Raw genomic sequence first — 11943 nt, 5'->3', positions numbered from 1 at the left:
CGCCAAGGGGTTGTGGGGGGGTCCCCCGGCTGGGCGCCCCCCCCCCACTCTCTACGGCCGCGCGTGACGGCCGGACGCTGCTCTGCTCTACGACCAGCGCATGCCCAGGGCCGACAGCTCCTCTACCCGCTGGACCGACAACTTTCCGGCCTTGACCCGCTGCTGGCTGATCCACGCCCCGAGCCGCACAGACTCGCCGTCGACCTCCTCGGTGTGGCTGCGCGCTACGTCGAGGTTCCCGACGCGGGCGCGGTACTGGGCAGCCGCTCGCAGGTTGTGCGCCCACATCTCCTCACGGGTCCGCTTGATGGGGGCGGGAGCCGGCGTGATGCCGACCGTTGCGAGCATCGCCTGCTGCTCCCCCGACAGCTTCCCGAACGCCTGGCGCTGCGCGGCGGCCCAGCGGCCGAGGTCCTCGCCGTCCTTGACGAGGATGCCGGGAGCGTTCGGCAGCGCACCGCCAGCGGTTACGTATCGGTGGGCGAGGCGGAAGGCCCTCTGCCAGTCGATGCTCCAGTCGGGGCACCAGTCCGGGTCGATCTCCGCGAGGGCGGTGCGACGCTCGGGGGAGAGCGGCGCCTTCGTCCTTCGGGCGGCCGCGCGCTGGTTCTTGAGCCAGCGGCCGATGGGGTACCCGTCGAGGTCGACGTCCACGGGTGCGGCCAGGCCGACGCCGGACTCGGCGGCCCAGGCGGCGGCCGCGGCGAGCCCCTCGTCGAAGCGGGCGTCGAAAAGGCTCCAGAGCATGCCGAGCTTCTCCAGCTGCACGATCCTGTCGCCGTCGAGGGCGCCGGCCTTGTAGTGGCGACGACAGTCAGCGATCCAGACACCGAGCGGGAAGGCGGCCGGGGACCAGTCGGCGGGGGTCCGGAAGCCGTACGGAACGCGGAGGTCGTCGTGCTCGGCGCGGTAGCGCTGGGCAGCCTGGAGGCCGCGACGCCACTGGACCCGCTCGGGGTTAAGGACCCGCAGCTGGACGAAGCTCGCCAGCTGGTGGGCGTCGCGCGGCTGCGAGAACCGCAGGAGCGCACGGGCCGGCCTGCTCACGATGGCCTGCTCGTCCTCCGGGGCTCCGTCGAGGTCAGCGGGCCCGGAGGCAGTGGCGTCGGTGCGTGCGGGGGTCGGGTTGGTGAGCTGCTCGATGCGGGCGTCGTGAGCGCGCAGCGCAGCGAGGAGCTTGGCCAGGCCCGCGTACGCGGGGGAGGTGAGCATGGACTCCGTGGTCTCGCCGGCGGAGAGGAAGGCCGGAACCAGGAGGGTGGCCATCTTGCCCTCACCGGGTTGCATCCGCAGGGCGCGGCCGACGGCCTGGACCAGGTCCGGCATCGAGCCGCGGACGTCGCAGAAGACCACGCCCTCACATTCCCGGGTGTCGACGCCTTCGCCGAGGACCTTCACGCTGGCGATGAGGGAGAGCCGCGCGTCCTGTCCGCTGTCGGTCAGGCCGGCCGCGAACTGGGTCAGGACGCGGCGCCGGTGAGCCGGCTTGTGCTCGCCGTGCAGCCACTGCGCCCAGACGCCGGCGTCCTCGGAGGGCTCCGGTTCGCCGTCCTGGCGGCGGAGGTCGCGGGCCTTGCCGGGCAGGCCGACGGCGAAGGCCTCCGCCTCGGACACCCGCTGGTGGAAGCTGAGTACCCGGCGCAGGCCCTCCTCCTCGGCGGCCTTGAGGGTGGCCGCTTGGAGGGCGCCGAGCCGCAGGCCGCGCACTGTGTCGGAGTCCTCGTCGGCGGACAGCATCGCGGCGTTGAGCTGGTGGTCCTGCACGTCCACGACCACGACCTGGTACGGCGCGATGATTCCGGCCTCGATCGCGGTGTCCAGCGGCAGGTGGTAGGCGACGCGGCCGAACAGGCCGTCGGGGTCATCGGTCATGGAGGCGACGAGCTCTTCGCCGTCCTCGTCGTCGCCCGCGGTCCAGATGCGGGGGGTGGCGGTCATGTAGAGGCGCGCGGCGGCCGGGATGCGGGCGTTGTCGTGGACGACGGCCCACGGCTTGCCGGCCCGGCCGCTGGTGCGGTGCGCCTCGTCCACCACGATCAGGCCCCAGGGGGACAGGCCGGCTTCGTGGGCGGCCTCCAGGATCCCGTTGCCGAGGGAGGCGTACGTCGCGAAGACGGTGACGCTCTCGTGCCCGGAGGTGAGTCGTACCAGGGTGTGCGGGTCGGTGGTGTGCGGGAAGCCGGTCTCGTGGGAGTCGAGGGAGGAGACACCGACGAAGGCGCCGGTGCGGCCGCCGTCCCGCCAGGCGCGGGCCGTCTGGTCGAGGAGGTCCAGGGAGGGGACCAGGACCAGGACGCGCTCCCCGCCGACCTGTTCGGCGGCGCGTACGGCGACGAGGGTCTTGCCGCTGCCCGTGGCCATGATGACTTGGGTGCGCAGGCCGGTGGCCGGGGGCTCGGCGGGGGAGCGGGGGGTGAGTTCCTCGACGGCGCGGGCCAGGGCCTCGCTCTGGTGGGGGCGCAGCGGCGGGGGAGCGGTGCGGGTGTCGGTCATGGGCTCGCCTTGCTCTCGGGTTCCGGGCCCTGGGGCCGCGGGGCGGTCGGGGTGGGGGAGCGGTGGGCGTGGTCGGGGCAGAGGTCGCGGCCGTCGCGCAGCCTGCGCCATCCGCGTGCGCGCAGCCAGGCGCGGAGGGCCCGGTGGTGGGGCATCGGGACCGGAGCGAACCACTCGCGGTCGCACTCGGCGTCTCCGTCGCCGGCCCCGGTCTCGCCGGTGTAGTCGCATCTGATGGTTGGGATGTTGCCGGCGGTCACGGCCGCAGGTTCCCGGTGGCCCAGATCGCGTACTCCTGGCGGACGTAGCCGCGGGGATCGGCCGCCCAGGCGGGGTTGTCGGGGGCGAGGGGGCCGGCCGTCGTGCCGTTCGCGGTGTCGAAGGCGATGAGCTTGTCGACGCTCCTCTGGAGTGCGGTCTGCACCTTGCCGTCGGCGGGGTCGGCGCTCCGGGTCTGCCGGTCGGTGAGGGCCGCGTGGCGCAGCAGCCAGTCCCGGTCGCTGATCCGGCCCGCGCGTCGCAGGCGGATGAGCTCCTCGGTCTCCTCCTGGACGTGGGGGGCGTTGGTGTAGGCGGCGTCGAAGGGAGGCGGGAGGTCGGTCATCGGCTGCTCCGTTTCGGCAGGGCTCGCGGGGGAGTTGCGGGTCAGTCCGGGAGTCCGTCGGTCATGCCGGTCTCGGTGGTCTGTGCGGTGCGAGTGCACCGCCACCACGAGTATGCATCCTCTTCGAATGCATTTCAAGAGAATGCATACTTGTGGGTGGATGGCCCCGGGCAACGGGCCCCGGGGCCGCCACACCTGGCTAGAGGGTGTCCCCCTACGCAGGACCCTGCTGCAGCTCCACCACGCTGCCGACGCGCAGGCCCCAGGCGGTCATGGCGCCAGCCTCGGCCTCCAGGACGTGGCGGGAGCGGAATCTCGGGAGGCCCAGGCGGTTGGGAGGCATGGTGGTCATCGCGATGACGCGGTGACGCCGGTCCAGGAAGGCGACGTCGATAGCGAACCGCATGCGGAAGGTGTGCACGCTGCCGGCCGGAGTGAGCAGCAGGGCCCCCGCGATCCCGTCCCGCCCGAGCAGCCCCCTCGTCCGGGCCCGGTAGGAGGCGGCCACTTCCAGCTCCACCTCCACCGGGCCGCTCCGCAACTGCCCGCTGCCGTCCCGCCACTTCACCATGCGGCCACCCTAGCTAGGGCTTCCAAGCGCGGATCTCCAGCCCGACGATCGGCGTACCGGGCTCGATCCGGTCGTTGTCGACGAGCCACTTCTGCACGGCAGCCGCGACGTCCCCGCCGGCCGCGTCGACCAGGGCCTTGAACTCGGCGCCGTCGAACCCCTCCTCGCCCGAGCCCGGCCCGCCGCGGTTATCGGCGTAGGCCCGCTCCTCGGTCCCATCACGGCGTTGGACGACGTTGCGCCGGACACCGGGGGAGTCGGCCCGGCGGCCGGCGTCGTGCTTGAAGGAGCCCTTGCGGGCCCGGACGGTGAAGGCGATCTTCCCGCCGTTGGCGGCCGCGTCGTCGACCACGGGCCGCAGCCGGCCTGCGCCGGAGGAGATGTGCTGCTTGCCGGCCTTGGCCAGGGACGAGGACCAGGCCCTAACCGGCTTCCCGTCGGCGCCGATGACCGGCTTGCCCTTGGCGTCCTTGACCGTCCGCTCCGCCCGCACCCGCGTCTTCCCGCGCACACGCGCCTTGTAGCCCTCGCGGTTCAGCCGCGGTTGAACGTGCCCGGCGGCCAGCGCCTTCAGGCTCGCGAGATCCCGCGGGCCGCCGGCCTGCACCTCCTGGACCACGGCCCGAAGCGCCTCCACCATCGACGCCCCCTTGTTCTTCGTGAAGAACTGGCTGACCAGGGACGGGTTGCGACCGAGGATCTCGCCGACCTGCCTCCGGCTGAACCCGGCCCGCGCCAGCTCGTCGGTGAGCCGGGCGGCCTCGTTGCGCTGCGCGCCCCGGCCGCCCGTCGGCTTCCTCCTGCGCGGTGTCACGCTGCCACCTCCTCGTCCTCGTCTTCACACTCGTGGTCGGCGTACACCGGGCTGCCGTCCTCGAACTGGTCGTCGCCCTCATCACCGCAGCCGTGGCACCGCCACTCCGCGCTCCACACGACCGCGCCCTCGCGGCCGCAGTCGTGCTCGGAGTGGACGGTGTCCTCGTCACCCCACATGGACTCGCCCGAGGCGCCGCAGGCCGGGTGCTCCCACTGGCCGCCCCAGACCACGTCGGTGCTGCTCACATGCCCTCCGATTCGTAGGCTTGACGGCCGAGAGCTTGCAGGTAGTAGAACTCCTCGTCGTTGCGCGGGGTGGTCTGCTCCCAGGGCATGCGGCCCTTGAGCAGGTAGTCACCCGGCTCCCCGCCGTACTCCCAGTCGACCGGCGCCGAGGTGTAGATGGCGTCGGTCCGGAAGGCCAGGATGCTTCCCGCGGGAAGGTGCAGTGCGCCGGCCTTCATGGGCTTCCCGGTCTGCGGGTCCTTCGAGCTGGTGCTCACCGACAGCAGGGCCGCCCGGGCCGCCGACCAGACCCCGGCCGCCCACTCGGGGTGGGCGTACTGGTCGCGCGAGAACCCCTGGTTTCGCTCCCAGGTGATGTGGGTGTCCGTGATGCCGGTCAGCCGCGCACCCTCCGGCAGGTCGGGCACCTCGCCGCCAGCGCCGAGCTCCAGCGAGCCGGTCGTGATCCGCGGCCGCTGCGCGAACGTTCCGATGCCGTACAGCAGGATGCTGCGCACCGCGCGGGAGGCCAGGCGGCATGCCTGCTTCTGCTGCTCGTCGCCGTGGATCTCGGCGGTGGCCCGCAGAGCCTGCCAGGCGTCGCGCAGCTTGGTGCTCCAGCTCTTCAGCGGATCGCCGGACTCCCACAGCAGGCCGTCGAGGATCTCGATCCGCCACGGCGCGATCGGGTTGCGCAGCGCGAGGTTGACCTCGGCGCCGCCCGCCCACGTGGTGAAGGTCCGGCCGCCTTCGTACGGGTAGTGCCAGGCTCGCTCCCCGGGCGCCGGGGCCGGGAGCAGTCCGACGTGGGTCCAGTCCTTGGGGATCGTTACCCGCACCTGCCAGTGCGACGGCGCGAACAGCGCGTTCGTCTGCTGCTTCTCGGTCATGGCCGCGAAGGTCGCGGCGGTGATCCGACGCGGCACGCCGACACCGGACGCCCAGGTGTGCTTGGCGTACGCGAAGGTCCGGTCGACCTCGTACCAGCCGGGCACCCGCTCCGGCACGCGCGGCGGCGTGATCAGCTCGGTCCGGCCCTGACCGGCGGTGGCGTGGAGCAGGCCGCGGATCTCCTGCGACATGACGGGGAAGCCGTCAGCCCACTTCGCGCCGGCCTTGGTCGGGATCGTCCGCGACCACAGGTCCCGGCCGGTCTGCGACGGCGAGCCCATGAGGACGACGTCCTCGAAGTGCGGGCGCAGCGCCTTCCACAGCTCGACGAACGCGGCGCGCACCGTCGCCGGGTCGGCGCCCTCGGGGTCGAACCACTCGCCCACGCTGCGGATTTCGGTGTGCTGGTCGCCGCGCTGCCAGCGGCCGACCGGGTTTCGGGGGTGGACCAGGTGGCCGGCCTGCCGGTCTCGGCCGCGCGAAGCCTCCACCGTCCAGCCGTCCGGGAGCGGTCCGTTCAGCCAGGCGGCGACGGCGTCCTTCAGGAACTCGTGACGCTCCGCGCCCTGGTGCCACGGGTCGCCCGCAGTGACGTAGATCCGTTCCACCGACGCCGGAGCCACCGCGTAGACAGCGGTGAGGATCTTCGCCACCGAGGCCCGGCCGAGGTCCAGGCGGACCGTGCCGCCCTGCCACACCAGGACGCCGGTCGCGGCGTCCAGGAACGCCATCCCCCGCGCCGCCTGCTTGAAGTTCGGCCGCTTCGACGCGAGGTTGGGCTCGGCACGGAACCAGGCGTCGCCCTCGGCGCCCGCGGGAATCGAGGGCAGAACACGCTCGGCCTCTCCCGTCCCGGCAGCAATGGGCGCCGGAGCGGCTGCGGCTTGCTCAGGGTCGGCGAGAACCTCCAGGTCGGAGGTGCCGTCGGCGGGCGCGACGCCGAGACAAGCGACGGTGCCGGACGGCTCGACGGTCTGCGGCTCATCCGGCTTCGCCGGCGCGGCCATTTCCTTGATCGGCTCTGCGGGCGCCTGAGCGGCCAGCTGATCACTGGTGACGGTTTCGGTCGCGGGAGGCTCTCCGGGCGCCTCAGGGGCGCCCTGAGGGGCCAGAGAGGGCACCAGGGCCACGATGTCGATCACACCGAGGCCGGCGGCCGTCGCGATCCGGTCCGAAGTGGCCTTCGCGTACCCGCCGAGCTCGCGGATCTTCTCGGCCCGTCGTTCGCGCAGCTTGCCGACCTTGGCCTGGAGCTGGGCCAGCTCGCGCTCCAGCGGCTTGAGTTCGTCGCGTACGGCCCGCAGCTCGGTGAGGCCGGCGGAGTATTCCTTGTTGTCCATCTGGTCCCCCTCAGGTGTTGGCCATGTCGACGAAGCGCGACATGTAGAGCTGCTGCGCCACGGTGATGGTTGCGGTCGGCCCGTTGCGGTGCTTGCCGACGATGATGTCGACCTCACCGGCCCGGGGGCTTTCCTTCTCATACGCGTCATCGCGGTACAGCAGGATGACCATGTCCGCGTCCTGCTCGATCGAGCCGGACTCACGCAGGTCCGAGACCTGGGGCCTCTTGTCCGCCCGCATCTCCGGCCCGCGGTTGAGCTGCGACAGCAGGATGATTGGCAAGTGGAGCTCCTTCGCCAGCAGCTTGAGGCTCCGCGAGATGTGACTGACTTCCTGCTCGCGGTTGTCGTGCCGCTTGCCGCCGCTTTCGACCAGCTGCGCATAGTCGATGATGATCTCGGCGAGGTCGGGGATGCGGGTCTTGAGCCGACGGCACTTCGCCTGGATCTCGGCCAGTGAGCGCGCGCTTTCGTTGATGTAGAGCGGTGCCTCGCTGTACCGCTTGGCGGCGACTGCGAGGCGCTCCCATCCGGCTTCGTCAAGTGTGCCCGAGCGCAGGTGGTGGAGGGCAACGTCTCCTTCCGCGGACAGGGCGCGCATGTTCAGCTCGTCGATGCTCATCTCCAGCGTGATGAAGGCCGCCGGGCGGCCGGCGTCGGGGATGGGCTGACGGTTCTTGCCGCGCGGCATTGTGCAGGCCCTCGCGAAGTCCATGGCCAGCGTGGACTTGCCCATGCCGGGCCGGGCGGCCACCACGATGATCTGCCCCGGCTGGAGGCCGTTCGTCAGGGAGTCCAGGTCGGTGAACCCGGTCCTTACACCGGTGATCTCCTTGCCGGACTCGGCGGCCTGGATCATGTCCAGGGTTCCTTCGAGGGTGTTGCTCGGGGTGAAGAAGTCGTCCTGCCGGTCGCGCCCCTCGGTCACGGCCGCGATCTCCGCGGCAGCAGCCGCAGTGATCTCGTCGAGCTCGCCCGCTCCCTCGTACCCCATCTGGACGATCTTCGTGCCTGCGGCCACCAGCCTGCGCAGGACGGCCCGCTCGCGGACCATCTCGGCGTAGTACTCGGCGTTGGCGGAAGTCGGTACGGACTGCACCAGGGTGTGCAGGTACGAGGCACCGCCGATCTTCGCGAGGTCGCCGGACTTCAGGAGTGCGTCGGCAAGGGTGAGGGGGTCGACCGGGTCCTTGGCCGCCAGTTCCAGGATCGCCCGGTAGATCGTCTGGTGGGCGGGGCGGTAGAAGTCGTCGGCAGCCAGCAGGTTGGACACGTCGGTGATAGCCGTCTTCGACAGGATCATGCTGCCGAGGACCGACCGCTCCGCATCCAGGTCCTGGGGCGGAAGCCGGTCGAAGGCCTGGCGGTCGGGCTGGTTGCGGGCGGAGCGGAAGGTGGGCTCGATGAACGGCTCGTCCTCCGCTGGCGGTGCGGGGGATGGGACACTGGTCATGGATCTCTTCCTGTCAGGTAGTGGTCTGCAGCGGCGGCCGGTTCTTCGCGGGAGCGGCCGCCGCCGTCATGTCCGGGACTGCTTCAGACAGCCGGCCGTCGAAGGCCGGTGAGGATCGAAGCGACCTTGTCCGGCATCGGGACCGGCTCAAAGTCGGGGTCTTCGGCAACGGCAGGGCGAGGCCTGGGTACGTCCTTGCGGGCGGCCAGCCGGCGGGGGAGGTCCTCGATGCGGCTCTTCAGCACCTTCGTCGGACGCTTCACGCCCTCGGGGTTCTGGGTGAGCTCTCGGACCAGGAAGTCGTCCAGCTCCCAGCCCTGCTCGGCAACGACTTCAGCAAGCAACGGAGCGAGGGTTCGAGCCGTCACTCGTCCCGCGGTCCAAGGGCGGGGCAGGACCTGGAGGAACTGCGACGCTGCTTCGACCTGCTCAGCTGAGGCAGTGGGCTTCGAGGGGATCTCCCCCTCCTCCTCCCGCGCCGCAGGCGCCACACCATCCGCACCTGTCCCGAGGGGGTAGGGGGAGGAGGTATTTACCTCCTCCGGGGGGTGTGGGGGGGAGCCCGTTCCACTTCCGGTGTTCGCGGACGTGGGCTGACCTGCGGAAACGAACGATCCACCACGTCCGCGAACACCGCTTCCGCGAACACCGGAAGAACCCTTGTTTCCGCGAACACCGGAAGTGGTCTGACCTGTGGAAACAGCAGTTTCCGCGAACACCGGAAGTTTGGTGTCGGACTCCTCGGAGGAGCCCTCGGGCGAGTAGTCCGGGTTGTCCTCGAAGTGCTCGTACACCTCGTACGAGGTCAGCCCGCGGTACCCCTTGCCCTTCGGGCTGGGGATGGTCGTGCGGCGGATGAAACGTGCATCGATGAGCCGGGCAAAGGACTCGTAGACGGCGTCCCGGCCGACGAGCTCGGTGCCGCTCTTCGCCGATCGCACGCCCGCCTCGCGGACCGAGGCGACGATTCCGGGCACGGTGACCTGGAGGCCGCTGTTGATCGCGAAGAGGACGTGGAGGTAGACGACGTAGTCGAGCTGGTGCGTCAGGCGGCCGCTGAAGGCCACGGCCCGCTGGACGGTCACGGCGCGCGCCGGGGCCTGGCCCCGGACGATGGTGGCGGCGAGGTCGAAGTCGTGGCGCTCGCTCATGCGGGCACCGACTTGCGGCGGCCGGCTACGGGCAGGGCGGTACGAAGGCGGACCTCCACCCACGTGGTGGCGGTCGGAGGGTAGTTCGGGTGCACAGCACTCCTCCTGACGGAAGTTGTGCCGTGAACTCTCCACATCGGGGCTTGCCCGAAGGCTTGCCCGCGGCCCGAAAGGCGCAGGTGCGGGGCTTGCCCATTTCGGCGACGTCCCGGCGGGGCGTCACTGGGCAAGCCCGGCCCGCGCAGTGGCGGGCTCGGGGTCGGTGCGGCCGCACTGGCGGCGTTGTGCTGGTTTGACACGCAAGGTTCCCTTGATGAGGGAGCCATGGATCAGCTGATCAACTGTGACGCGGGCCACCTGGGCAAGGGTGTGCTGGGCTCGCCCAGGGATCGACGTCTATTGTGTTGGGTAGGTGACCGACGGGCCCCTGGTGGTCCAGGCACCAAGCGCGGTCACTGCGCTGACCACGACTCCGGATGCTTGCCGGCTGGGGAGTCGCTTCGACGGCCGTTCCTGTGCTACCAGGGGCGGCCGTTGGTCTTGCTACGGCGGAGCGATGATTTTCGTCATTGAGTCATCCGTTTCGAGGTCACTCGTCTGGGGCTAAGGCTGGGGGCGAAGCTAGGCACCGAAGTCGTACTCCAGTACGTATGCACGCGAGTCCAAGGTCATCTCGTTGACCTCGACAGCGCGGCCGTCCTCGGTGAAAGCGGTTCGGCAGATCTTGATCACCGGCGTATCGGCTGCGATGTTCAGTCCTGCGCGCTCGTCGGCCGACGGCATGCGAATCAAGACTTCTTCCCGAAAGTGGGCGGGCTCGGCGCCAAGGTCGGCGAGGCGGGCGTAGATGCCACCGGGGCCGGTGTCTGTCTCAGTGATCCGACTGCCGGCCACCAACTGGTCGGGCAGGTACGACGTGGACAAAAGCACCGGTCGCCCCTCCACAACGTGGCGCCGGGACCGGGCAAAGACCTGCTCTCCGTCGCCGAGCTGAAGAACTTCGGCGACCGCCTGGGGTGGTGGAACGGTGCCGAGGACGTGGCTGTCAGTCGTCAGTGCGCGTGCGTCGTCTGCGGCAAACAGCGACCCACCGGACTTCCAGTGCTGCCGGCTGAGTCTGGCGGTGCTGCGTCGCCGGATCGGAGTGAAGGGCTCCACGACGAAGAATCCGGCGCCCCTACGGGATTCCACGATGCCCTCGGCTTTGAGGTCGCGTAGGGCCTGACGTGCTGTCATCGCGGCCACTCCGTACTGGGCGGCGAGGGGATTCTCACCGGGGAGTCGGTCCCCGGGGCCGTACTCGCCATTGCGAATCGCCTCCCGCAGAGCGTCAGCGATTTCGCGGTACTTCGGCTGCTCGGTCATTCCGCCAGTCATCCCCTCTCCTACCTCGCTAGCGATCCTACGACGCGGCACGAGGAGATCAACGGCGGCGTCCCGTTCGACACGAGCATACATCGCTAGCGAAGTCTTGACATCACTAGCGAGATTGGGTTTTCCTTGTTACGTCGCTAGCGAGGTCCGATCGGGCTCAGCAGAGCGGCAGAGGCAACCCCATGCCGAAAACCGCTGATCAGATCCACCGCAGTACGTCGTCTGCCCCAAGGGGCGGCCGGGGTCGAGAGCTCCACCAAACTCCCCCGGGCCTGACAGCCCGACGGACTGTGTGCACGTCACAGCGCGATGCGCTGTCTGTCCTGCGGGGCGCCCAGCAAAGCCGGGCGGCCCGGAGCGGCAGAGAGAGCATCGCGACGCGCCCCCTGCCACTTCACATACGAGGAGTCCAAATGCCTGATTCGACCATCGAGCCCACCGCCCGCCCCCGCAGGAGCCGGACCCGCTCCCGGAACGTCAACGGCCGCCCGGCGCTCGTCATTTCCACCCTCAAGCCCCACCAGTACGACCTGCGCCCTGCCTGCGCGTCGCTGATCTGCCCCGGCTGCAAGACGTGGGTGCCGATCACGGGCATCCAGGCTCGGCAGCAGAAGTTAGTCCCGCACGACACAGGCCGTGCGGGGAAGGACCCGTCAGTCCGCTGCCAGGGCAGCAACCGCCTGATCGACGTCGACGTCGCGTACGAGACGTGGCTGGAGCGCCTCCAGGACGGCGGCGCCGAGATCGCCAGCCGACGCCCGACCACCGTGCTGCCCAGGCCGTTCACGCCCCGCACCGTCCAGGCCCTCCGGGCTCGTGCGGAGCGCACCCCGGCCGGACGCGTAGCCGACTGGAAGGCGGTGCTGGACCGGGTTGATGCCGTTGATATTGCCCGCAAGCGAATGCCCGCTGGCGACGCCCCCCTGGACGGCCCGTCGGTTCCGATGACCACACTCCACCCGCAGCGCCCGGCCTGCTGACCCAACCGCACGATCGACCACGGCCCCGGCCGCCCCGCATGACTG

At 70.6% G+C, this 11943-nt stretch carries 11 protein-coding genes; 1 reads left to right on the top strand and 10 read right to left on the bottom strand.

What is annotated here, in order from left to right; all coding sequences use genetic code 11:
- Window positions 1-87: 87 nt before the first annotated feature.
- The 10 genes from ACFWUQ_RS08855 to ACFWUQ_RS08810 form a co-directional block, all read right to left on the bottom strand.
- Window positions 88-2493, bottom strand: coding sequence for a Helicase associated domain protein (locus ACFWUQ_RS08855; protein WP_384534867.1), 2406 nt, complete (start codon window positions 2491-2493; stop codon window positions 88-90).
- On the bottom strand, window positions 2490-2753 hold the full coding sequence (locus ACFWUQ_RS08850) for a hypothetical protein (protein WP_384534865.1): 264 nt from the start codon (window positions 2751-2753) through the stop codon (window positions 2490-2492). The genes ACFWUQ_RS08855 and ACFWUQ_RS08850 overlap by 4 nt, the downstream gene beginning before the upstream one ends.
- A complete protein-coding gene (locus ACFWUQ_RS08845; protein ID WP_384534862.1) occupies window positions 2750-3097 on the bottom strand; it encodes a hypothetical protein in 348 nt (115 codons plus the stop codon). The genes ACFWUQ_RS08850 and ACFWUQ_RS08845 overlap by 4 nt, the downstream gene beginning before the upstream one ends.
- 214 nt (window positions 3098-3311) lie before the next feature.
- Window positions 3312-3668, bottom strand: a complete 357-nt coding sequence (locus tag ACFWUQ_RS08840) for a DUF192 domain-containing protein (protein WP_384534859.1) — start codon at window positions 3666-3668, stop codon at window positions 3312-3314.
- Between the two features lie 13 nt (window positions 3669-3681).
- The gene (locus ACFWUQ_RS08835) at window positions 3682-4482 is read right to left on the bottom strand and encodes a hypothetical protein (RefSeq protein WP_384534857.1); all 801 of its coding nucleotides are present in this window, start codon (window positions 4480-4482) and stop codon (window positions 3682-3684) included.
- The gene (locus ACFWUQ_RS08830; protein WP_384534855.1) at window positions 4479-4730 is read right to left on the bottom strand and encodes a hypothetical protein; all 252 of its coding nucleotides are present in this window, start codon (window positions 4728-4730) and stop codon (window positions 4479-4481) included. The genes ACFWUQ_RS08835 and ACFWUQ_RS08830 overlap by 4 nt, the downstream gene beginning before the upstream one ends.
- Complete coding sequence (locus tag ACFWUQ_RS08825; protein ID WP_384534853.1) at window positions 4727-6940, bottom strand: Mucin-19; 2214 nt, start codon at window positions 6938-6940, stop codon at window positions 4727-4729. Before ACFWUQ_RS08825 ends, ACFWUQ_RS08830 begins: the two co-directional genes overlap by 4 nt.
- 10 nt (window positions 6941-6950) lie before the next feature.
- Complete coding sequence (dnaB, locus tag ACFWUQ_RS08820) at window positions 6951-8393, bottom strand: replicative DNA helicase (protein ID WP_384534850.1); 1443 nt, start codon at window positions 8391-8393, stop codon at window positions 6951-6953.
- A gap of 83 nt (window positions 8394-8476) precedes the next feature.
- Window positions 8477-9544, bottom strand: a complete 1068-nt coding sequence (locus tag ACFWUQ_RS08815) for a hypothetical protein (RefSeq protein WP_384534847.1) — start codon at window positions 9542-9544, stop codon at window positions 8477-8479.
- 621 nt (window positions 9545-10165) lie between these two features.
- The gene (locus tag ACFWUQ_RS08810) at window positions 10166-10909 is read right to left on the bottom strand and encodes a GntR family transcriptional regulator (protein WP_384534844.1); all 744 of its coding nucleotides are present in this window, start codon (window positions 10907-10909) and stop codon (window positions 10166-10168) included.
- Between the two features lie 422 nt (window positions 10910-11331).
- Here ACFWUQ_RS08810 and ACFWUQ_RS08805 point away from each other — a divergent pair, with 422 nt between their 5' ends.
- Complete coding sequence (locus ACFWUQ_RS08805; protein ID WP_384534841.1) at window positions 11332-11898, top strand: hypothetical protein; 567 nt, start codon at window positions 11332-11334, stop codon at window positions 11896-11898.
- Window positions 11899-11943 lie beyond the last annotated feature (45 nt).

It is taken from the genome of Streptomyces sp. NPDC058662, from assembly GCF_042716255.1.
In the GTDB taxonomy this organism is placed as follows: domain Bacteria; phylum Actinomycetota; class Actinomycetes; order Streptomycetales; family Streptomycetaceae; genus Streptomyces.
Note: the sequence above shows the minus strand (reverse complement) of the source record. Positions and strands in the feature narration are given on the sequence as shown.